General features: G+C 64.0%; 19 protein-coding genes. 14 read left to right on the forward strand and 5 right to left on the reverse strand.

The features are described from left to right. Window positions 1-130 precede the first annotated feature (130 nt). On the forward strand, window positions 131-679 hold the full coding sequence (locus AAC645_RS03105) for a hypothetical protein (RefSeq protein WP_340313755.1): 549 nt from the start codon (window positions 131-133) through the stop codon (window positions 677-679). Between the two features lie 136 nt (window positions 680-815). Further along, window positions 816-1,685 carry a class I mannose-6-phosphate isomerase gene (locus AAC645_RS03110; RefSeq protein WP_340313756.1) on the forward strand — a complete coding sequence of 290 codons (870 nt, stop codon included), beginning with the start codon at window positions 816-818 and terminating at the stop codon, window positions 1,683-1,685. Here the strand turns inward: AAC645_RS03110 and AAC645_RS03115 are convergent. Genes AAC645_RS03115 through ubiG form a run of 3 tightly spaced genes read right to left on the reverse strand, consistent with a single transcriptional unit; the run spans window position 1,616 to window position 3,457 of the window. Next, a complete protein-coding gene (locus tag AAC645_RS03115; protein WP_340313757.1) occupies window positions 1,616-2,407 on the reverse strand; it encodes an NUDIX hydrolase in 792 nt (263 codons plus the stop codon). The genes AAC645_RS03110 and AAC645_RS03115 overlap by 70 nt on opposite strands. A 10-nt stretch (window positions 2,408-2,417) precedes the next feature. Further along, complete coding sequence (locus AAC645_RS03120) at window positions 2,418-2,726, reverse strand: hypothetical protein (RefSeq protein WP_340313759.1); 309 nt, start codon at window positions 2,724-2,726, stop codon at window positions 2,418-2,420. After that, on the reverse strand, window positions 2,723-3,457 hold the full coding sequence (ubiG, locus tag AAC645_RS03125; protein WP_340313760.1) for a bifunctional 2-polyprenyl-6-hydroxyphenol methylase/3-demethylubiquinol 3-O-methyltransferase UbiG: 735 nt from the start codon (window positions 3,455-3,457) through the stop codon (window positions 2,723-2,725). The genes AAC645_RS03120 and ubiG overlap by 4 nt, the downstream gene beginning before the upstream one ends. An 85-nt stretch (window positions 3,458-3,542) precedes the next feature. On the opposite strand from ubiG, the gene AAC645_RS03130 reads away from it, so the two are divergent. From AAC645_RS03130 to ftsH, 7 genes are all read left to right on the forward strand, one after another. Beyond that, complete coding sequence (locus AAC645_RS03130) at window positions 3,543-4,799, forward strand: aspartate kinase (protein ID WP_340313761.1); 1,257 nt, start codon at window positions 3,543-3,545, stop codon at window positions 4,797-4,799. 26 nt (window positions 4,800-4,825) lie between these two features. Then, window positions 4,826-5,812, forward strand: coding sequence for an NAD(P)H-dependent flavin oxidoreductase (locus tag AAC645_RS03135; RefSeq protein WP_340314148.1), 987 nt, complete (start codon window positions 4,826-4,828; stop codon window positions 5,810-5,812). 80 nt (window positions 5,813-5,892) lie between these two features. Then, window positions 5,893-8,172, forward strand: a complete 2,280-nt coding sequence (ptsP, locus tag AAC645_RS03140; protein ID WP_340313763.1) for a phosphoenolpyruvate--protein phosphotransferase — start codon at window positions 5,893-5,895, stop codon at window positions 8,170-8,172. A 110-nt stretch (window positions 8,173-8,282) separates the two neighbouring features. Further along, window positions 8,283-9,254, forward strand: coding sequence for a helix-turn-helix domain-containing protein (locus AAC645_RS03145; RefSeq protein ID WP_340313765.1), 972 nt, complete (start codon window positions 8,283-8,285; stop codon window positions 9,252-9,254). A gap of 65 nt (window positions 9,255-9,319) precedes the next feature. Then, entirely contained in the window at window positions 9,320-10,231 is a 912-nt protein-coding gene (locus AAC645_RS03150; protein WP_340313767.1) for a tetratricopeptide repeat protein, read from the forward strand. A gap of 117 nt (window positions 10,232-10,348) precedes the next feature. Continuing rightward, window positions 10,349-11,305, forward strand: coding sequence for a tRNA lysidine(34) synthetase TilS (tilS, locus tag AAC645_RS03155; RefSeq protein WP_340313769.1), 957 nt, complete (start codon window positions 10,349-10,351; stop codon window positions 11,303-11,305). 80 nt (window positions 11,306-11,385) lie between these two features. After that, on the forward strand, window positions 11,386-13,338 hold the full coding sequence (gene ftsH, locus AAC645_RS03160; RefSeq protein WP_340313771.1) for an ATP-dependent zinc metalloprotease FtsH: 1,953 nt from the start codon (window positions 11,386-11,388) through the stop codon (window positions 13,336-13,338). 275 nt (window positions 13,339-13,613) lie between these two features. On the opposite strand, the gene AAC645_RS03165 is transcribed toward ftsH, so the two are convergent. Next, a complete protein-coding gene (locus AAC645_RS03165) occupies window positions 13,614-14,936 on the reverse strand; it encodes a methyl-accepting chemotaxis protein (RefSeq protein WP_340313772.1) in 1,323 nt (440 codons plus the stop codon). Window positions 14,937-15,111: 175 nt separating this feature from the next. On the opposite strand from AAC645_RS03165, the gene sdhC reads away from it, so the two are divergent. The 4 genes from sdhC (at window position 15,112) to AAC645_RS03185 (ending at window position 18,322) form a co-directional block, all read left to right on the forward strand. Further along, on the forward strand, window positions 15,112-15,519 hold the full coding sequence (sdhC, locus tag AAC645_RS03170) for a succinate dehydrogenase, cytochrome b556 subunit (protein ID WP_340313774.1): 408 nt from the start codon (window positions 15,112-15,114) through the stop codon (window positions 15,517-15,519). After that, the gene (gene sdhD / locus AAC645_RS03175; RefSeq protein ID WP_340313776.1) at window positions 15,519-15,908 is read left to right on the forward strand and encodes a succinate dehydrogenase, hydrophobic membrane anchor protein; all 390 of its coding nucleotides are present in this window, start codon (window positions 15,519-15,521) and stop codon (window positions 15,906-15,908) included. The genes sdhC and sdhD overlap by 1 nt, the downstream gene beginning before the upstream one ends. After that, the gene (gene sdhA / locus AAC645_RS03180; RefSeq protein ID WP_340313778.1) at window positions 15,908-17,710 is read left to right on the forward strand and encodes a succinate dehydrogenase flavoprotein subunit; all 1,803 of its coding nucleotides are present in this window, start codon (window positions 15,908-15,910) and stop codon (window positions 17,708-17,710) included. The genes sdhD and sdhA overlap by 1 nt, the downstream gene beginning before the upstream one ends. 252 nt (window positions 17,711-17,962) lie before the next feature. After that, entirely contained in the window at window positions 17,963-18,322 is a 360-nt protein-coding gene (locus AAC645_RS03185; protein ID WP_340313780.1) for a response regulator, read from the forward strand. On the opposite strand, the gene AAC645_RS03190 is transcribed toward AAC645_RS03185, so the two are convergent. Next, window positions 18,300-19,499, reverse strand: a complete 1,200-nt coding sequence (locus AAC645_RS03190) for a glycosyl transferase (protein ID WP_340313781.1) — start codon at window positions 19,497-19,499, stop codon at window positions 18,300-18,302. The two genes, AAC645_RS03185 and AAC645_RS03190, sit on opposite strands and share 23 nt — an antisense overlap. A gap of 42 nt (window positions 19,500-19,541) precedes the next feature. On the opposite strand from AAC645_RS03190, the gene AAC645_RS03195 reads away from it, so the two are divergent. Beyond that, complete coding sequence (locus AAC645_RS03195; RefSeq protein WP_340313782.1) at window positions 19,542-20,285, forward strand: phosphocholine cytidylyltransferase family protein; 744 nt, start codon at window positions 19,542-19,544, stop codon at window positions 20,283-20,285. The last annotated feature ends 60 nt before the right edge of the window (window positions 20,286-20,345 follow it).

Below are 20,345 nucleotides of genomic sequence, written 5' to 3' on the forward strand. Positions count from 1 at the left end.
CTTATTCTTTGTTGCATTGCAGCAAGAAAAATGTTCCGATCCTGAACAGAGGCCTTCAAAGGGCTTAAGCGTCCATAAACCATATGGGTGCAAGATCCCTCACTAGGCTTCCACTTTAAGGGGGTTTGGTATGGGCACGCATATGAAACCTGCAGACGGCGCAATGACGCTGGCGGAAATGAAAGAGTTCGCCAGCTTCCCGGCCGCCACGCAGCGCTACATTCGCCGATCACTCGACATAGGCCTGGGCCGAGAGGATGCACTCACGCGCTGGTCGCGCGATGTCATCGAGTCGGCCAGCATCATGGCCCAGGCGCGGATCTACCATCGGCTCGATCATATTCGCGATCTCGTACCCGACGACAGCGGCCTCGATGCCGTCGAGCCGTTCCTCGCGCCGCTGGTGACGATCTCGGCGTTCGATCTCGGCCAGGATCGCCTCATCAGCTTCGGCGCCTATCGCTTCCTGTACGAGCGGCTGATCGGCGCAAATGTGCGGCCTTGGCTTCCCGGCGCATTCTGCGCTGCCGCGGCGCTGCCGCACCTCCATCCCGAGAAGCGGCGCATCCTGCTGCAGTCGATCAGCGAGGCCGCGGCGACCGCGCCGGGTTGGTCGAACCGCGAGCCCGTCTTTTACCCCGAGTGGGTCGACAAGGTCGAAGTCCGCCTGCCGAACTGAGGCCTGCCGGCTGGAAGAGATCGTCGCGGTGGGGTAGGCGACGGCTCTTCGCGGGTGAAATCCCGGGCTTTTCGGTTGGACATGCGGAACAAATCCTCGCATCCCAAATTGTGCCGACGGCTGCGGGAGAATGATATTGCCGGCCATTAAGCTCACCAACCATCGCGTCGAGAAGCCTTGGGGTCGTCATGATCTTGCCCCGCTCTTCGACGATCAGCCCACCGATCGGCCGGCGATCGGCGAGATATGGTACGACGATCCGGCCGGAAAGCCGCGTGAGTTGCTCGTGAAATATCTGTTCACGAGCGAGCGGCTTTCGGTTCAGGTCCATCCCGATGATGCTGCCGCCCAGGCCTGCGGCTTCCCGCGCGGCAAGGACGAGGCGTGGATCATCCTTTCAGCCGAACCCGACTCGACGATTGCGCTGGGTCTGACCGAGCAGATGGATGGCGATACCGTGCGCGCAGCGGCCCTGGATGGCTCGATCGAGCGGATGCTCCATTGGAAGCCGGTTAGCACTGGCGAGGTCATCTACTCGCCAGCGGGCACCATCCACGCGATCGGCAAGGGTCTCAGGGTTGTCGAGATCCAGCAGAATCTCGACCTCACCTACCGATTCTACGACTATGGCTCGGACCGGGATTTGCATCTGGACGAGGCGATATCGGTGTCTGATTTCGGTCCGTTTGCCGGCAACCCGGCTCCGCGGGAGATCAGCCCCGGCCGCACCATCCTGGCCGAGCGGCAGAAGTTCGTCCTCGAGCGCTGGACGGCGACCGGACACTTCCCGGTCGCAGCCGGGAGCACCACCGTCTGGGTGCTTCCCGTCGAAGGGCAGGTTGTCCTCGATGGCGAACCGGCCACGCTCGGCGACGCTGTCATCTTAGAGGGCGCTGCAGCGATCGACATTGCGGCCGGCAGCACCGTGTACGTGGCCTATCCCGGCGTGGACGTCATCGGCGGCCTGCTCGGGCCGGGTGCACGGTCCGCCTTGCTGAGCAGCTGAGCTGTCACCGGATATCCCAGCCCTTCGGGAATGCACAGCCAGTCGGTCCCGTGCCGCCGTTCGATCCAGGGCGTGATCACATCGATGCTATGCCGCCTGGCGAGTTCGACGGCACTGTCGAAGTCACCGGCCAGTGCGATCCGTTCCAGGTTGCGCACCGTCGGAAAGATCAGGCTCCCGCACGCGAGATGCGCTTCGGCGGTTCTCCAGGCGCAGTGGCTGCTTTCCACGCCATCCGCCATCGCTTCGCCGATCTCGGGCGCGCGCGCTATGTAGAAGCGGGTGTCGAACCGCCGCGACAGTTCATGGTCCGGGCGCCATCGCGCAAAAGGATGGAGGGCGTGAGGATCGATGCGGAGCGATCGTCGCGCGAGAATCGCGCTCAACGGCTGCCCGCCATGGAGGTCGGCACGGATCGCGCAGAGCGTCTCGACATCGGCCAGGTCTTCTATGCCAGGAGCCAGGCCGATTTCCTCGATCGTCTCTCGCACCGCCGCGATGCGATGCGCCAGGTCGTCCCGATCGATAGCCTCCCCACCCACGAGCAGTTCCGCACGGCCGGCGATGAAATAGTCATCCGGATCCACCCGACCGCCTGGAAAGACCATCCGGCTGGCTGCGAAGGCCAGGTGAGCGCCTCGCCCTACCATCGGGAGTTCGGGCGCACCGCCGGGCACGTCGCGCAGCAGGATCAGGGTGGCGGCTGGGATGGCGTCGGACATGCGGCTTTCGTCAGTTGCGGCCTGCGAGGATCGTGAGCGGCCAGCTGATCGTCCGGCAGGAGACCGGATCGCCCCACGCATCGGCCAGTTCGGCGGCTACCGCATCGAAACGGCTGCGCCCGACGCGCTGTTCCATCGCCCGCACGGGCGACCAGGTATCGAGATAGCCGATCAGCGCCGGCAGCGGCCACTCGGCATCCATGGTGAACGCCGGCGCCTCGACAGGCTCGAAGGGCAGGGCGATGTCGCGATAGCCGTTCTCGACCATGGCGCGTTCGGGCGGCCAGTAGGCGTCGAGTGTGTCGGCGAACGCGATCACCGGACGGCGGTCAGAAAATAATCGAGCGTAAGGTTGTCGCTGAGGTGAAAACCCTTCGCAGGCGAAAAGCTCAGGCCCATGCGCTCGATCACCTGCAGTCCGGCATCGACGAGATGGCCTGTCAGCTCGTCAGGCGTGAGGAACTTGTTCCAATCATGCGTGCCCTTGGGAACGAGACCCAGGCCTTCCCCGGCCTGGATCATCGCCAGTCGCGAAAGCGGGGTTCGGTTCGGCGTCGACAGGATCATGATCCCGCCCGGTGCTAGCAGCCCGGCCAATCCTTTGACGAAAGCCGCCGGGTCGGCGACATGCTCTATCACCTCCATCGAGGTGACCAGATCGTACGTCTCGCCGATCAGCCCCTCGACGCCGCCGATGCGATAGTCGATCGCCAACTCCTGCCTTTCCGCATGAGCCCTGGCGACCATGATATTCTCAGGGGCCGCGTCGATCGCCGTCACCCTGGCACCTAGTCGCGCGAGCGGCTCGGCGAGCAGTCCCGCGCCGCATCCGACATCGACCGCGCTCCGACCGGCAAGCGGCTTCAAGGCTGCCGGATCGCTTCCCCAATGCGCGTCGATCGACGCCCTGATGTGGCGGAGTCGCGGCGGATTGAGCTTGTGCAGCATCGCTGAGGATCCCCTCGGATCCCACCAATCGGCCGCCAATTTACCGAAATGCGCAGCTTCATTCGCTACGATCGAGCCGTTCTGCTGTGCGCTTGCGTTCATTGCGCCCCCTCTCTATCAGGACCGCGCCCTCGAACCAAAGGGCTTTTCCGGCCTCCCCAAGGCCTGCTGAGGACACAGTTTTCACATGGCGCGCATCGTTATGAAATTCGGCGGAACCTCGATGGCGGGGATCGAGCGAATTCGCAACGTGGCGAGCCGCGTCAAGCATGAGGTCGATCTTGGCAACGAAGTGGCGGTCGTCGTCTCGGCCATGTCGGGCGAAACCGATCGGCTGGTGAATTTCTGCCGTGAGGCATCCCCGCTCTATGATCCGCGCGAATATGATGTGGTGGTGTCATCTGGCGAGCAGGTGACGAGCGGCCTGTTGGCGATCGCGCTCCAGGCGCTCGGCGTCAATGCGCGTAGCTGGCTCGGTTGGCAGCTGCCGATCCGCACCAGCGACGCCCACGCCTCCGCGCGCATCGAGGTTATCAATTCGGACGCGATCGGCCTGGCGATGGCGGCGGGCGAGGTCGCGGTGATCCCCGGCTTCCAGGGCCTTACCGAGGACGAACGGATCACCACGCTCGGCCGTGGCGGATCGGACACCTCGGCGGTAGCGGTCGCTGCGGCGATGAAGGCGGATCGCTGCGACATCTACACCGATGTCGATGGCGTCTACACGACCGACCCCCGCATCGTGCCCAAGGCGCGCAAGCTGTCCAAGGTGACCTATGAGGAAATGCTCGAGCTTGCCTCGGTCGGCGCCAAGGTGCTGCAGACCCGTTCGGTAGGGCTCGCGATGAAGGAAAAGGTGCGCGTCCAGGTGCTTTCTTCCTTCGACGAGCCGACAGACAATCCCACGCCTGGCACGATGATCGTCGGCGAGGAAGAACTTGAAGGAAGCGCCATGGAACGTCAGCTCATCACCGGCATCGCCTATGACAAGAACGAAACCAAGGTCACGCTGATCGCGGTGCCGGATCGGCCGGGCGCGGTGGCCTCGATCTTCGCCCCGCTCGCCGACGCCAGCATCAATGTCGACATGATCGTCCAGAATGTCGCGCATGACAGCGGCTCCACCGACGTTACCTTCACTGTGCCGTCCGCCGAACTCGCCCGCTCCCTCGACGTGCTCGAGCGCGAACGCGGCGCGATCGGCTATGAGCGGCTGATCCACGACGCCAGCGTCGCCAAGATTTCCGTGGTCGGCGTCGGCATGCGCAGCCATGCGGGCGTGGCATCGAAGATGTTCAGCGCGCTCGCCGCGCGCGGCATAAACGTGCTCGCGATCACCACCTCGGAAATCAAGGTCTCGGTGCTGATCCACGAGGACTATACCGAACTGGCGGTCCGGGTGCTCCACACCGCCTACGGCCTTGACGCGGAAGACGCCGCTTGAGCGGCCATGGCCGCCTCGCCTCGCTAATGGCGCGCGGCGCGGCCTTCTTCGGCTGTGAGCATGCGATCCTCGCCGGGGCGATGAGCTGGGTGTCCGAGCGCAACCTCGTTGCGGCGATGTCCAATGCGGGCTGCTTCGGCGTGATTGCATGCGGGGCCATGACCCCCGCATTGCTCGATGCCGAGATTGCGGGCACGAAGGCGCTGACCGCGAAGCCCTTCGGCGTCAATCTTATCACCATGCACCCCGATCTCGACGCGCTGATAGATGTCTGCGCGAAGCACCAGGTCGGCCATGTCGTGCTCGCCGGCGGTTTGCCGCCGGGCGGGGCGATCGAGAAGATCAAGGCGTCGGGCGCCAAAGTGATCTGCTTCGCCCCTGCGCTCGCGCTGGCGAAGAAACTGATCCGTACTGGCGTGGACGCGCTGGTCGTGGAGGGGATGGAAGCCGGCGGTCATATCGGCCCGGTCTCGACCTCGGTACTCGCGCAGGAAATTCTCCCGACCATCGCCGCCCAGCTCCCCGTTTTCGTGGCGGGCGGAATCGGCCGCGGCGAGGCAATCGCGGGCTATCTCGAGATGGGCGCCGCGGGCGTCCAGCTCGGCACTCGTTTCGTCTGCGCTCATGAGTCGATCGCGCATCCCAACTTCAAGAAGGCCTTCATCCGCGCTTCGGCGCGCGACGCTATCGCCAGCGTCCAGATCGATCCACGGCTGCCGGTGATTCCGGTTCGCGCGCTCAAGAACGCGTCGAGCGAACTGTTCACCGCCAAGCAGCGCGAGGTCGCGCAACTGCTCGACGAGGGCAAGGTCGAGATGATGGAGGCCCAGCTTCAGATCGAGCATTATTGGGCGGGCGCCCTGCGCCGCGCCGTCGTCGACGGCGATGTGGAACATGGCTCGCTGATGGCGGGACAGTCGGTCGGCATGGTCACGAAGGAAGAACCGCTGTCGGAAATCGTGGCAACTCTGCTTCAAGAGGCGGCAACGGCGCTGGAGCGCCGCGCCGCGTGAGTGATCGCTCGGCGCGCGCGTCGGCACCCCCGGAGATTCCATCATTGGAAACCTCGCCCGCTTTCTGATAGCGCGCGCAGATGGCACCGCTGACTGCAACTTCCGCCGCACGTGAAATTCTCACCCGTCTGCATGACGTCATGGCGTCTCGGTCGGCTGCGCAGGCGAAGCTCAACCGGGTGGTGCAGATCATCGGCGAGGCGCTCGACACCGAGGTCTGCTCGATCTACCTGCTGCGGGACGGCGTACTCGAGCTGTTCGCAACCCGCGGCCTGAAGCAGGAAGCTGTCCACGTCACCAAGATGTCGCTTGGCGAAGGTCTGGTCGGGACCATCGCGGAGGATGTCGAGACGCTCAATCTCGACGAAGCCACGAGCCACCCTGATTTCGCCTATAAGCCGGAAACCGGCGAGGAGCTGTTCCACAGCTTCGCGGGCGTGCCGATCGTACGGCGCGAGCAGGCGGTGGGCGTGCTCGCCGTGCAGCATCGCGAACAGCGCAAGTTCGACGATGTCGAGATCGAGGCGCTGCAGACCGTCGCGATGGTGCTGGCCGAGTTGATCGCTGGCGCCGGTCTGATCGACGATAGCGGCGCTGGCGCGACGGGTACCCGCGACACCGGACCAGTGCGACTGGCCGGCCTCAAGCTCGTCGAGGGGATGGCCAGGGGCAGGGCGGTCTATCACCAACCTCGCATCGAGATCGAGCATACCGTCGCCGAAGACATCGAGGTCGAGCGCCACCGCGTCATATCTGCCTTCGCCAAGATGCGCGATCAGATCGAGCGCATGACCAGGGAGGCCGACTTCGGTGTCGCCGGCGAGCACCAGGACATCCTCGCGATGTACAAGATGTTCGCCTATGACGAAGGCTGGATTCGCCGCATCAACGAGGCCATCGAGAGCGGCCTTACCGCCGAAGCGGCAATCGAGCGTGTCCAGCAGCGGACCCGCATGCGGATGCGTGAGATTGGCGATCCGCTGTTGGCCGATCGCATGCACGACCTCGAGGATCTTTCCAACAGGCTGCTGCGGATCGTGTCGGGCCAGCTCGGCACCGCGGCGCAGCTAGGGCTCCGGCAGGATTCTATTCTCATCGCGCGCAATCTCGGTCCCGCCGAACTGCTCGAATATGATCGTCGCCGCCTGAAGGGTGTTGTGCTCGAAGAGGGCTCTCTCACCGCCCATGTCACCATCGTCGCCCGCGCGATGGGGGTGCCGGTGCTCGGCCGCGTTAAGGATATCCGCCGCCTTGTCGCCGATGGCGACGCGATGTTGCTCGACGGAACCATGGGGTCGGTCGTCGTGCGTCCCAACGCGACGATGGACGAGGCGTTCGAGTCGAAGATGATGGTCGGCCAGAAGCGCCGCGCCGAGTTCGCTGCGATGCGTGACCTGCCGGCCCAGACCAAGGACGGGTTGCGCCTCGAATTGATGGTCAATGCCGGTCTGCGCGACGACATGGCGGCGCTCGACGTAACCGGCGCCGATGGCGTCGGCCTGTTCCGCACCGAATTCCAGTTTCTGGTCTCGGCAACGCTGCCGCAGCGCGAGCGCCAGCAGCGGCTCTACAAGGAAGTGCTCGATGCCGCCGGTGACCGGCCGGTGGTGTTCCGCACCGTGGACATCGGCGGCGACAAGGCGCTTCCCTATATGAACACCGATGGCGATTCGCTCGAGGAGAACCCGGCGCTCGGTTGGCGCGCGATCCGCCTCGCTCTGGAACGCGACGCTCTGATGAAGGTGCAGGCGCGCGCGCTGCTCGAAGCGGCGGCGGGACGGACGCTCAACGTCATGTTTCCCATGGTGTCGGAGCCGTGGGAATATGACGAGGCGGTCGCATTGTTCGAAGCCCAGCGCAAATGGATCCACAACCGCAATCGCGCGGTGCCCAATGTCATCCGCTACGGAACGATGCTTGAAGTCCCAGCGCTTGCCGAGACTCTCGACATGATCCTGCCGAGGCTCGATTTCCTGTCGATCGGCACGAACGACCTGACCCAGTTCCTGTTTGCGGCGGATCGCTCGAACCCGAAGCTGGCCGAGCGCTACGACTGGCTGAGCCCCGCGATCCTGCGCTTCATCGCCCGCGTGGCGAAGCAGACCCGCGCCGCCGGCGTTCCGATCGGCGTGTGCGGCGAAATGGGCGGTCGCCCGCTGGAAGCGATGGCGCTGATCGGCCTCGGCATCGATCGGCTGTCGATCACTCCAGCGGCGATCGGCCCGGTCAAGGCAATGATTCGATCGCTGGATGCAGCGGCCCTGCGGGCGCAGATGGGCGGCTTCCTCGCGCGCGCCTCGCGCAGCCTTCGCGACGACCTGACCGGCTGGGCCGAGCGCAATAGGGTTGCGATCACCTGAATTGCGCGGCAAACCGTGCGTCGCCAGGGGGATGGTGACGCCGATGGCGCGTTTGCGGGCCACTTATTTGGCCGCTTGCGCGATCGTGCCGAAGCGTGAAGGAGAGCTCAATGGGCGAAAGCGCGGATGAACGGGGCTTGTTCCCACATAATGTGGGTGAGCAACTCGCTGCCGAACGGTTGCGCCAGAAGCTGGAATTAAGCGACGTTGCCGCACGTACCCGCATTCCGCTGCGCCATCTTGAGGCAATCGAGAGCGGTGATCATGGCGGGCTCCCTGCCATTCCCTATTCGGCCGGCTTCGTAAAAAGCTACGCCACGATGCTCGGACTTGACGGCCAGGCATTGTCCCGGGCGTTCCGCGACGAGATCGGCGATGCGCGCCGCGGCTATTTCGAGCCGGAGGCTTATGAGCCGGTCGATCCCTCGCGAGTGCCGTCGCGGCTGCTTGCCATGATCGCGCTTGGCGTCGCGCTGCTTCTCGGCATGGGCTATCTGCTGCTTCGCTTCGAGGGCGACAATAGCGACCTGGCCAAGCTCGCCGCCGACACGGTGCCGGACACCCGTCCCGTCGTGCCAAGGCCTGTCGCGCCGCCGCCCGCCAGCCTTCCCGTCGAACCTGCGGCGCCCACCGGTCCGATCAGCATCGCCGCTGCCGATGATGTCTGGTTGAAGATATCCGAGCGTGACGGTAGCCGAACATATTACATGGACGTTATGAAAGCCGGGCAGAGCTTCACCGTTCCCGACACGGCCATCGACCCGATCCTGCGCACCGGCCGTCCCCAGTCCGTGAGGGTGCTGATAGGTGCAACCGCCTTGCCCCCGGTCGGGGAACCTGACCGGCTCGTGCGGGACTATAGCCTGAAGCGCGATGCGCTGGTGGCGATCGCCACGGCGCAGCCGGCTCTCCCCGGGGATAACTCCGCCGCCGCGAGCAATGCTGCGCTCCCGACCCCCGCTGCCCCGATCTCCAGTGATCCGCCGCGCCGCCTCGTGCGCCCTGCGCCGCCGGGCGATGATCCGGCGGGTAGCCGTCCGGACCAGGCTCGGCCTATAACCGACTCCAACCAGCGCCCTTAGCCTTGATCCGGGCTATACTGGCGCTGCATCATGCTACCGAACCGATCCCATGGAGATCCACCATCATGAAGAAGGCGATCCTCGCCCTCCTGCTTCTGTCCGGCACCTCCCTGCCCCTTCTTGCCGCCGAACCGCAACTGCCGATCGAGGGCCGTGTCGGCAAGCTCGAGAAAGAAATGAAGGCCGTCCAGCGCAAGGTCTTCCCCGGCGGCGCGCAGCAATATTTCGAGCCGGAGATAAAGGCGGAGACGCCGCCGCCTGCGCCAGCCGGTGCGCCCGCAGAGACCCCGGTTGCTGATCTCTCGCGTCGCGTCGATGCCCTCGAAAGGGCGCTTGCCGGCTTGACCGGCCAAGTCGAGCAGAACAGCTATAATCTGCGCAAGCTCGAGGACCAGTTCGCCAGGATGAAGGGCGATGCGGAGTTCCGCCTGAACGCGCTCGAAGGAAAGGGTGGCACCCCGCCGACCGGCGGCGCAGCGAGTGCGACCCTGCCTTACGTAGTGCCGCCCGCCACGAAGGCGCCTGCCGGCGGCGCGTCCGCTCCTGCATCCGCCCCTGCTGCTGCGATCGTCGCGCCCAGCGGCGATGCCGGCAAGGACGCATATATGGCCGGCTATGCGCTGTGGGAGCAGAAGAAATATCCCGAGGCTATCGCCGCCCTGAAGGCGATGGTCGCCAAATATCCCAAGCACAAATATGCCAGCTATGCCCGGAACCTCGCCGGCCGCGCCTATCTCGACAATGGCCAGTATAACGAGGCGATCCGGGAGTTCTTCGACAACACCAAGGACGAGGCCGGCGAGCGTGCTCCGCACAGTTACGTCTATATGGCGCAGGCTCTGATGAAGCGGAAGCCGCCGCTGCCCGAGAAGGCCTGCCAGGCTTATGAGGTGCTCATGGCCAAATATCCCGACAAGGTGACAGGCGGGCTTGCCGACCTCGTCGCCAAGGGAAAGGCCGATGCGAAGTGCCAGTGAGGATAGGGTAGTCGAATCGATCTTCGGTTCGATACCTTCAAAGGTTCGACGGTAGGGTGACTGCTTGGCCGACCCTGTGCGTCATTCCCAACGATCGAAGCCCCGGGCTCGCCCAGCGTGACGAATAGCGGAGTGAACCTTGCTTCATCCCTCATCGATCGCTTCCGGAACGATCTCGCGCGCCTGCTGCAACTTGAGGAAACCAGGCTGGGGCTTGCTGTTTCGGGTGGTCCCGACAGCATGGCGCTCCTGCACCTCGCCGCCGCTGCCTTTCCAGGCCGTATCGAGGCCGCGACGGTCGACCACGGCCTGCGGCCCGAGGCGGCGGCCGAGGCGGAACTCGTCGCTTGTACTTGCGCCGCGCTCGGCGTCGCCCATTCTACGCTGCGCGTCACTGTCGCGGATGAGGCCAGCGTTCAGGCCGCGGCACGCCGCGCCCGTTACCAGGCGCTTGCCGGCTGGGCCCGCGATCATGGTCTGGCCGCGCTCCTCACGGCGCACCATGCCGACGATCAGGCTGAGACGCTGCTGATGCGCCTTGCTCGCGGCGCCGGGCTGGCCGGGCTGTCCGGCATCCGCGAACGTCGTGACCTGGCTGGCGTCCTGCTCGTCCGACCGTTACTCGGCTGGCGGCGCGCCGATCTGGCCGCTATCGTCGCGGATATCGACACGGTGGCCGACCCGAGCAACGCCGACCCGCATTACGATCGCACCCATGCCCGCATCCTGCTTGCGACCGCGGGCGATCAGCTCGACCCGTTGCGGCTCGCCGCAGCTGCGGCGCATCTCGCCGATGCCGATGCGGCGCTCGACTGGCTTGCGGGAGAGGGGATTCGGTCGCGGGTCGACCGGCTTGAAGAAGGGCGCCTGGCAGTCGATCTGGAGGGCTTGCCGCGCGAGGCGCAGCGTCGGATATTGGCGCGGCTGATCGGCGATGCCGATTCGCCGGTGGATGGCCCCACCTTGGAGACCGCGATGGCGCGGCTCGACGCGGGGCTGAATGCGAGCGTGGGCCGCCTGACTTTGTCGCCCGGGCGCCGCATCCTGATCGAAAAAGCGCGCCCGCGACGTTGAAACCGTGGGCTCTGGCGGTCTGCTCCATTGTTATTAATTCGGCGGTGCCTATCTTGGCCTGTGAAAGGCGGAACAGACGCATGAGTGACGATAAAGAGCCGAAACAGCCCAATCCCTGGATGAAGAGCCTCGCTATTTGGATGGGCATTCTCCTGGCTTTGGTCGTCTTCGTATCGATGTTCGAAAGTTCGTCGCGCGGTGCCGCTGGCGACCAGATCGCCTATTCCGAGTTTCTCGCGCGGGTCGATGAAGGCACGGTGCGCGAAGCCGATATCGGCGAAGGCGTCATCAACGGAAAATACACCAACGGCAGCGCGTTCACGACGAATGCGCCCAATGATCCTATGCTGATCCAGCGGCTTGCGAGCAAGAACGTCACCTTCCGCGCCAAGCCGGCCGAGCAGACCAGCTTCTGGATGATCATGCTGTATCAGTCGCTGCCGTTCCTGCTGATCCTCGGCATCGCCTTCTTCGTGATGCGCCAGATGCAGAAGAATGCTGGTTCCGGCGCGATGGGTTTCGGCAAATCGCGGGCGAAGATGCTCACCGAAAAGCACGGTAAGGTCACCTTCGATGACGTTGCCGGCATCGACGAGGCGCGCGAGGAGCTCCAGGAAATCGTCGACTTCCTCAAGGATCCCACCAAATTCGCCCGCCTCGGCGGCAAGATCCCGAAGGGCGCTCTGCTCGTCGGCTCCCCCGGCACCGGCAAGACGCTGCTCGCCCGGGCGATCGCGGGGGAGGCCAATGTCCCGTTCTTCACCATTTCGGGGTCCGACTTCGTCGAGATGTTCGTCGGTGTCGGTGCCAGCCGCGTCCGCGACATGTTCGAGCAGGCCAAGAAGAATGCGCCCTGCATCGTGTTCATCGACGAAATCGACGCGGTCGGTCGCCATCGCGGGGCAGGCCTCGGCAATGGCAACGACGAACGCGAGCAGACGCTCAACCAGCTCCTGGTAGAGATGGACGGCTTCGAGGCCAATGAGGGGATCATCATCGTCGCGGCGACCAACCGTCCCGATGTGCTCGATCCCGCGCTGCTGCGTCCGGGCCGTTTCGACCGTCAGGTCGTCGTGCCGCGTCCCGATATCGAAGGCCGCGACAAGATTCTCGCCGTCCACATGAAGAAGATCCCGCTCGCCCCGGATGTCAACCCGCGCACCATTGCCCGCGGCACACCGGGCTTCTCGGGCGCCGATCTCGCCAATCTCGTCAACGAGGCCGCGCTCCTCGCCGCGCGCAAGGGCAAGCGCCTCGTCGCGATGAAGGAGTTCGAGGAAGCCAAGGACAAGGTCATGATGGGCGCCGAGAGGAAGTCCATGGTCATGACCGAGGACGAGAAGAAGGCGACCGCCTATCATGAGGCCGGTCACGCCCTCGTCTCGCTCCACGTCCCCGGCTGCGATCCGCTCCACAAGGTCACCATCATCCCGCGCGGCCGGGCGCTGGGCGTCACCTGGAACTTGCCCGAGCGCGATCGCTATTCGATGACGATGAAGCAGATGAAGGCGCGGCTCGCGCTCTGCTTTGGCGGCCGCATTGCCGAGCAGATCATCTACGGCAACGACGAGCTCAACACCGGCGCCTCCAACGACATCCAGCAGGCCACCGACATGGCCCGTTCGATGGTGATGGAATATGGCATGTCCGAGAAGCTCGGCTGGCTGCGCTACCGCGACAATCAGGACGAAGTGTTCCTCGGCCATTCGGTGTCACGCAACCAGAGCGTCTCCGAAGCGACTGCCCAGATGATAGACCAGGAGGTCCGCCGCCTGATCGAGGAAGCCGAGCATACCGCCCGCAAGGTCCTTACAGATAATCTCGATCAGCTCCATCGGCTGGGTTCGGCGCTGCTCGAATATGAGACGCTGTCGGGCGAGGAAGCCAAGCGCATCATCAAGGGTGAGGATATCGGCCGCGACGATGGCAATTCGCGTAATCCTGCCGCGCTCGGCACCGGCGGATCCTCGATCCCCAAGAGCAAGCGGCCAGGCAGCGGCTCGAGCGGCTGGGCCGACCCTCAGCCCGCCTGATCTCCCGACAATGACCGGACAAGCCGCGCTATCTCAACGAGATGGCGCGGCTTCTGCGTGTATGGGGGCGGAATCGTCTTGCGCTCCGCCGATCTCGCAATTGCTGGCCCCCGCCGTTCAAGCCACGGCGATGGGGATATGCGTCTGGGCTCGATCCTAGATGGAACGGGGATTGAGTCCAACTCTCCCTGATTTTCGCGATTTCCGAGCCGTCAGGTGATCCCGCTGTTCTGAAATCACTCCGGGAGCGGCAATTTCGGCCGCGTCGTCGCGCTCTACGCTGCGATCTGGCTGACGAAATCGCCGGTGATCGTCTCCAGCTTCGAAAGCTCGCCGTCCACCCGGCGAAAACCAGCCTCGAGCTGATCGATCTCGCCGGCGACATTCTCGGTGTCGACGCGTATTGCCGAAATCGTGGTCGACATCGAGTCGGCGGCCAGCGCCGTCTCGTCGACGGCGGCAGTAATCATGGTGACCGTCAGCGCCTGGGTTTCCATGGTCACCCGGATGCGCTCGGCCGAAGTCTGGACCTCCCCGACGATATCGCGGATCGCGCCGTTTGCTTCCACCGTCTGGCGCGTTGCAGCCTGAATCGCGGCGATTTTGGCTGCAATGTCATCGGTGGCGCGCGCGGTCTGGCTGGCGAGGCTCTTCACCTCCTGCGCGACCACAGCGAAGCCGCGGCCTGCGTCGCCGGCCCGAGCTGCTTCGATCGTCGCGTTAAGCGCGAGGAGGTTGGTCTGGCCGGCAATGTCGCGGATCAGGCCGAGGATCGATTCGATCGCCTGGGCATGTTCCGACAGGACTTCGGAGATCGCCACGGCGTGGATCGAGCGGTCTGCGGCCCGAGTAGCGATTTGTGCGGCAACTTCGACTTCGGAGCGGCTTTCCTCGATCGCTCGGATCAGCCCGGCTGCGGTATGCGCGGCTTCGCGCATGGCGAGAGCGGACTGCTCGGCGGCGGCGGCCACTTCGGAGGTCTTGCCGAGCATGCCCCGCGCGGCATGGGACGTATGGCCGGTCCGTTCACGCAGGCCGCGGGAGTCGTCCAGAGCGCGAACAAGGGTCTCGGAGATGTTGGTGCGGAACTTGCGTCCTTGATCGGCGAGGCCTCTGTGTCGCGATGCACGGATCTGCGCTCCAGCAACCGTGAAGGTGAGGTCATAATAGATCGAGTTGACTGCGAGCAGCGCTTGGCAGCTGGTCGATACGAAATCGGGTTCGTCGGGGAACCGCTCGATCATGAAGCCGCACATGACCGCAACCCCCTCCGTCGTCAGCTGCGCGATGACGACATGGTCACTTCCTTCCTCAACCTGTTGAGACGCGTTTGCGACGGCGCCACGCAGGAGCGATACCGAAAGGCCTTGGGTCAGCAACGATTGCCAGATGACGCTGGCCGGGTTCACTGAACCTCGGAATTCCATCAAAGCCATCTTCGCATCTAACGGGCGGAGAATGTCCATGACGTTACCCACTCTCGCGCCGATCGCCTTGAGGCGCGCGTCGAGCGTGCCGGTTGGATCGTAGATCGCCAGCCGGCGGGCGATTTCCTGATCGGTAAGTCCGATCGCCTCGACCTCGTGAGCGTTCATCATGGTTTTTGCGCAGTCCCTGTGTATCGGCGAACAAGCGCAGTTCTACGCAGCAATGGTAAACAGCCCGTTTAGGCTGTTTGTAAATCAGCCACCTTATTACGTTCCGAGGCTGCCAAGCGCCTTGCATGGCGTGGCGCATAGGCTAAGAACGGGCCGTCGACAGAGGGAGGGCATCATGTCGCGCAATCCAGGGCGTCCGCTATCGCCACACCTCACCATCTGGAAGTGGGGCCCGCACATGCTGGTCTCGATTCTTCACCGTGCCACCGGTGCTGGCATGGCCGTAGTGGCCGGGCTCAGCTTTGTCTGGTGGCTCGTTTCCGCCGCCAGCGGGCCGGAAGCCTACGCTACATTCCTGTGGGCGGCGACGTCTCCACTCGGATATCTGGTCGCCATCGGGCTGACCTGGGCTTTCTTCCAGCACATGTTCTCGGCGCTGCGCCACTTCGTAATGGACGTAGGCGCCGGCTACGAACTGAGAACCAACAAGATGGGCGCGGTTGCGACGATGGTGGGATCCATTCTCGTCACGCTGCTAATCTGGGGCGTGATCCTCGCCCGTCCAGCCGCGGGAGCGCTATAATGGGTTCGGGAACGGGTATCGGCCGCGTCCGCGGTCTCGGCTCGGCCAGGCATGGCTCGATGCACTGGTGGCGGCAGCGGGTGACCGCGGTCGGCAACCTGCTGCTGGTCACCTGGTTCGTCGTCTCGCTGTTCCGGCTGCCATCCTATGAGCATGCCGCGATGGTGCAGTGGATCGGATCGCCGATCGTCGCGGTGCCGCTGATCTTGATGACCATATCGGTCTTCTATCATCTGCGGCTCGGTTTGCAGGTGATCATGGAAGACTATGTGCATGAAGAGGGGGGCAAGGTCTTCTTCGTGCTGTTGCTCAATTTCTACGCGATCGCAGGCGCTGCGCTGTCGATTTTCTCGATCCTCAAGATCGCGTTCGGGGGAGTGCCCGCCTGATGCCTAATTCTTCAGCCGGTTCGGCTTACAAGATCATCGACCACCTCTATGACGCGGTGGTCGTGGGCGCAGGCGGATCGGGCCTGCGTGCGACCATGGGCGCTGCCGGTGCCGGTCTCAAGACGGCCTGCATCACCAAGGTGTTCCCGACCCGCAGCCATACGGTCGCGGCCCAGGGCGGTATCGCCGCCTCGCTCGGCAATATGGGCCCGGATCATTGGACCTGGCACATGTACGACACCGTCAAGGGATCGGATTGGCTGGGCGACCAGGACGCGATCGAATATATGGTGCGCGAGGCGCCGGCCGCAGTGATCGAGCTGGAACATGCCGGCGTGCCGTTCAGCCGCACCAACGAGGGTAAGATCTATCAGCGCCCGTTCGGCGGCCACATGCAGAATATGGGCGCCGGCCCGCCGGTACAGCGCACCTGCGCCGCCGCCGACCGCACTGGCCACGCCATGCTGCACGCGCTCTACCAGCAGAGCCTGAAGTACGACGCGGACTTCTATATCGAATATTTCGCGCTCGATCTCATCATGGAAGGCGGCGAGTGCAAAGGCGTGATCGCGCTTTGCATGGAGGATGGTTCGATCCATCGCTTCCGCAGCCACGCGGTGGTACTCGCGACCGGCGGCTCGGGCCGGACCTATTTCTCGGCGACGTCGGCGCATACCTGCACCGGCGACGGCGGCGGTATGGTGCTGCGCGCAGGCTTGCCGCTGCAGGACATGGAGTTCGTCCAGTTTCACCCCACAGGCATCTACGGTGCGGGCGTGCTCATCACCGAAGGCGCCCGCGGCGAGGGCGGCTATCTCACCAACTCGCAGGGCGAGCGCTTCATGGAGCGCTATGCGCCTTCGGCCAAGGACCTCGCCAGCCGGGACGTCGTGTCGCGCTCGATGGCTATGGAGATGCGCGAGGGCCGTGGCGTCGGCAAGAATGGCGATCATATCTATCTGCACCTCGATCATATCGATCCCAAGGTGCTGGCGGAGCGGCTTCCCGGGATCACCGAGACCGGCAAGATCTTCGCCAATGTCGACCTAACCCGCCAGCCGCTGCCGGTGACGCCGACCGTCCACTACAATATGGGCGGCGTGCCGTGTAACTATCATGGCGAGGTCGTGACCCTGAAGGACGGCAACCCGGACACCGTCGTCCCCGGCCTCTTCGCGGTCGGCGAGGCGGCGTGCGTCTCGGTTCATGGCGCAAATCGCCTGGGTTCCAACTCGTTGATCGATCTTGTCGTGTTCGGTCGCGCCACCGGTTTCCGGCTGGCCGAGCTGATCAAGCCGAACAGCAAGCATGGCGCGGTGGTCAGTGAAGCCGATGATAAGGCGCTCGGCCGGCTCGATCATTATCGCAACGCGAAGGGTGGGACCCCCACGGCGAAGATCCGTCTCAACATGCAGCATACGATGCAGAAGCATTGCGCTGTGTTCCGCGACACCGAGCTGCTGCGCGAGGGCCTCGGCCTGATCGACAATGTCTATTCCGAACTGCAGGACGTTGGTGTCACCGATCGTTCGCTAATCTGGAACACCGACTTGATCGAGACGCTCGAGCTCGACAACATGCTGCCCCAGGCGGTGGTGACGATGCACTCGGCCGCCAACCGCAAGGAAAGCCGCGGCGCCCACATGCATGAGGATTATCCGAACCGCGACGACGCGGAATGGATGAAGCATACCATCACCTGGTTCGACAAGGGCGCGGTCACCATCGATTATCGCCCGGTGCATGAATATACACTCACCGATGAGGCCGAATATGTGAAGCCCAAGCCGCGCGTCTACTGATCGCGCCGCTTCGCCGGACAGAAAAGAGGGCTTCGGCCCTCTTTTTTGTGCCTGTCATGGCTGCCGACTCGAGAGAGGAGCGGGTTGCCCGTGCCGCTCCGGCTCCGCCAGTGAATCTGAGGGCTCCGGCTCCGGAGCGGATCGACCTGTCGCCTCCTCTTTGGCCCGTTTCGCCGCATTGGGCGGAACGCCGGAGGCAGCGAGCGGTTTTGCGAGCGGCTTATAAGCGGCCTGTAGTGTATGGAGCATTTGGTGGGGCAGAGCTTGGGGCGAGCGTTGATCGTCGAAGACGATCCGATGCTTCAGCGGCTGCTCGCCGAGCTGATCGAGGAGATGGGCTATTCGGTCACTTCGGCCGAGGATGCCGAAAATGCGCGAAAGGCGATCCATGATCGCGAGTTCCAGTTCCTGCTGACAGATCTGAAATTGCAGAATGATCAGGTTGCAGGGCTTGCCTTGGCCACCGAAATCAGGACAGAAAACGCTGATATGCGGATCGTAATCGTGTCCGGCTATCCGATGCCCCTCGATCTGCCGCCGGAAACCTTGTTCCTGCAAAAGCCGTTCACAATCTTGCAGTTGCAAAGTCTCATCGGATCGCCGCCGAGCTGATATCGGGCACGCCGGAGCCCACCTCGACCGGCACTTCGGTCGCCCCTGCCAGCCGCGCCATGATCCATAGCGCAGCGAGATGAGGTGCGCGCGCGCCGGTATCGCCAAGCGCGTCCGCAACGGCTGCCCGCTGAATATCTGCGAACTCGCCGTGCCGTGCCGCCGCGGTGCCGATCGCCGCCATGGCGGCATCGACGGAGGTGCAGACCTCCCCGAAACCCCACATTGCGTAATCGGGATTGCCGCGCCAGTTCACGCCATGCGCGTCAAGAAACAGGCAAGGCTTGGGTGTGACCAGATACTCATAGATCTGGCTGCTGACATCGCCGATATAAAGGTCGGCGGCTCGGGTGTAACTCATGTCGAGTGATCTCCAGGATCCGAGGTCGACGGTCACGCGCCCTGGCACCGCCTTGCGCCGCCAGGCGTTCGCCTCCTCCGCGCTCAGCCTCTCCTGTAGTCGGACGTGCGGCGCAACGATCAGGTTGTAGCGCCCCTCGGCGATGATGCGATCGGCCAGCGCTTCGCCGAACCGCGTCCAGGACGACATCTTCCTCGCGAAGTGGGGATTGTAAAGGATGGTCGGCCGCTCCCGCGAAAGCGGCGCCCCGATATCCGGCACGGGCGAGAGTCGCTCTACCGCCGCCAGCTTGATATAGCCTGCCGCGTGGCAATGCTCTGGCCGGACCAGCCCCTCCGCCACCATTCGGCGTCGATCCTTTTCGCCGGCGGTGATCACCTCGTCGAACAAGCCCAGCCGCGGCTCGAAGCCCTTCGCCCGATCGCCGGCGCCATGTGGAATATGGACGAGTAGCGGCTGCCGGCCCGGCAGGCGCTTGAGGATGGTCGTGGTGCGTTCGGCGGTGACGATCGCGTCGAATCGGCGCAGCCGGCGCTGCCAGTAGAGCAGCTTCGGCAGCTTCATCGTCTTGAAACGCCCCGAGCAGCTCGCCAGCGCAGCAACTGGCGGTGGCAACTTCATCACCACGATAGGGATGCCTCCTGCACCTAAAGCGACAAACATTTCGGTCAGTTTCGGGGTCGCATCCTCGTCGAGGACGAACGCCTCCACCTGTGCCGCTCCGCTGGCGTGGAGTGCTGCGGCGACCGGTGCGATATGTAGCGCCTGGTGCATGCCGCCGACGAATACGAAGGCGACCTGTCGCCGGTCATCCAAAATCCTCGATCCCGCCATATTTCGCGACTATCTCGCGCGCCTATGAAAAAGGCTGTAATTCTTTCCGCGGGCCAGGGTTCCCGTTTGCTGCCGCTCACGGCGGATCGGCCGAAATGCCTGATCGATTTCTCCGGCAAGAGTCTCATCGCCTGGCAGATCGAGTCGCTTGTGGCGAACGGTGTCGATCAGATCGTCGTCGTAACGGGTTTCCGCGATGGCATAATGAACACCGCGCTTGCGGAGGTTGCGCAGTCGTCGGTTTCGATACGGACGTGTTTCAATCCCTTTTACAAGGTCGCCGACAATCTAGGCTCGTGCTGGATCGTCCGCGGGGAAATGGACCAGGATTTCATCATCCTCAATGGCGACACGCTCGTCTCGCCAGAGATTGTCGCTCGGCTGATCGCGAACGCGACGATGCCGATCACCGTGTCGATCGACGTCAAGGACAGTTACGATCTCGATGACATGAAGGTCCAGCGTGAGGGCGATCGGTTGCTCCAGATTGGCAAGCGGCTCGATCCGCATGAAAGCAATGCCGAGTCGATCGGCATGCTCGCCTTCAAGGGTGAGGGGCCGACGATCTTCCGCCAGCAGGTCGAGGCGATGATGCGGACACCCGAAGGAGTGCTCAACTGGTACCTCAAGGCGATCCATGCACTGGCGCCGTCGGGCGTGGTCGGCACCGTGTCCATCGAGGGCCTGCCGTGGGCCGAGGTGGATTTCCCCGAAGATCTGCCGATTGCGCGAGCGCTGACCGAAGCGTGGACGAAGTCCCGGCGTTAGCGCTCGCCCCCGCCGGTCCGACCTCTTGGCTTCTTGGTATCCTCAGCCTAATTTCACGCT

The organism is Rhizorhabdus argentea, from assembly GCF_037861105.1.
Classification (GTDB): domain Bacteria; phylum Pseudomonadota; class Alphaproteobacteria; order Sphingomonadales; family Sphingomonadaceae; genus Rhizorhabdus; species Rhizorhabdus argentea.